The organism is Dissulfurispira sp. (assembly GCF_036745535.1).
Lineage (GTDB): Bacteria > Nitrospirota > Thermodesulfovibrionia > Thermodesulfovibrionales > Dissulfurispiraceae > Dissulfurispira.
The window spans coordinates 1-1,413 of sequence record NZ_DAIOFX010000184.1 but is presented as its reverse complement, the minus strand read 5'-3'; the positions used below and the strand labels follow the sequence as shown (position 1 = coordinate 1,413).

3 protein-coding genes are annotated in these 1,413 nt (G+C 43.2%); all 3 read right to left on the bottom strand.

Annotated features, from left to right (window positions below):
• Positions 1 to 50 precede the first annotated feature (50 nt).
• Complete coding sequence (locus V7L97_RS12720; protein WP_333656572.1) at positions 51 to 266, bottom strand: phosphonate C-P lyase system protein PhnG; 216 nt, start codon at positions 264 to 266, stop codon at positions 51 to 53.
• 26 nt (positions 267 to 292) lie between these two features.
• Positions 293 to 571: a PhnE/PtxC family ABC transporter permease gene (locus V7L97_RS12715; RefSeq protein ID WP_333656574.1), complete on the bottom strand. Its 279-nt coding sequence runs from the start codon at positions 569 to 571 to the stop codon at positions 293 to 295.
• Between the two features lie 20 nt (positions 572 to 591).
• Positions 592 to 1,413, bottom strand: an 822-nt coding sequence (locus V7L97_RS12710; RefSeq protein WP_333656570.1) for an ABC transporter permease subunit, incomplete at its 5' end; no start/stop codon positions are given.

The following is a 1,413-nucleotide window of genomic DNA, read 5'->3' as shown; positions in this document are numbered from 1 at the left end:
CGCGTCCACCGAGGCCGCTGCCAGCGTCATTTCAGGTTCATCGCCCATCATCATTGCATATCCGGTCTTGCCCGAATATTCACCTCCGCTTCAGTAACGAGTATCTCTCCAAGATAAAAATCTGCACCAAATGAATCATTTGCCGCCATCATCAAAAGCCCTGTTTGAGGTTTTTTTATGATATTGATTTCTTCCTGCGGTATGAGGGCAATCAATTCCTCAATGGATTTTTCATCCATCTTCGTTATTACTGAATTAATTTCCATCACTCCACTACTCCATAACTCCATCGCTACACCACCTTCTTTCTTAAGTATGAAGAGAGCCGGTCAACGAGCATGACGGTAAGAAGGATTATAAGTATCAGGGTTGCAGTCTTCTGATACTCAAAGAGCTTCATGCTCATGACAAGATCAAAGCCGATTCCTCCTGCACCTACTATTCCCATAACTGTTGACGCCCTGATATTCCTGTCGAGGATGTAAAGGTTGTAGCTGTTAAACAGGGGCATAACCTGCGGGAAGACAGAATGGCTTATCCTCTGAATGAACCTTGCACCGGTTGCCTCAATCGCCTCAACCGGTTTCGGATCTACATTTTCAATTGCCTCTGCATAAAACTTTCCAAGAAATCTGCTGTGTGAATTGCAATTGCCAGGACTCCTGCAAAAGGACCAAGACCAACTGCGGCAACAAATATAAGGGCAAACATGAGTTCAGGCATTGCCCTGAAAAAATTGGAAATCTCCTTCATTATGTTATAGATAACAGGAGCGTGTATTACATTCCTCGCTGAGAGCGCACCCATGGGAATGGATATTAGAATGGCAAGGAATGTGCCGCTTATTCCCATTCCAACAGTTTCCAGCATCAATTTTACATAGACGGATATGCCGGAGAAATCAGGCGGGAATATGCCTTTTAAAAATTCCCATATTCTCGGTATGCCATAAGCTATCTCCTTAAAATTTACAGGTATGAAGTATAGGGATAATATAGCAATCACTGATATAATCAGCAGCAACAAGCTGTCTTTATATCTGTTTTCTCTACTCAGAAATTTTCCATTGATTATATCTTTTCTTAAATTGGCTGATACTCTGTCTATGACGGTTATGATTGCAAAGATGATTATTAGAATTGCTGCTGCCTTCTGGTAATTGAATGATCTCATCTGTGTAAAGAGCTCCACCCCTAGACCTCCTGCCCCTACCAGTCCCAATACCATGGCAGCCCTGATATTGTGGTCTAACAGATACAGGTTATATCCCATAAATAATGGGAATGCCTGCGGAAGTACGGCATGTCTGATGACGCCTAACCCATGACTTCCTGTTGCCTCTATCGCCTCCACAGGTTTTCCGTCTATGCCCTCAATGGCCTCTGCATAAAATTTGCTCAAAAGCCCTACGGT

What these genes read in the sequence shown, in the direction of transcription:
- V7L97_RS12720 (WP_333656572.1), bottom strand. Translation starts at nt 266, where the DNA reads ATGGAAATTAATTCAGTAATAACGAAGATGGATGAAAAATCCATTGAG.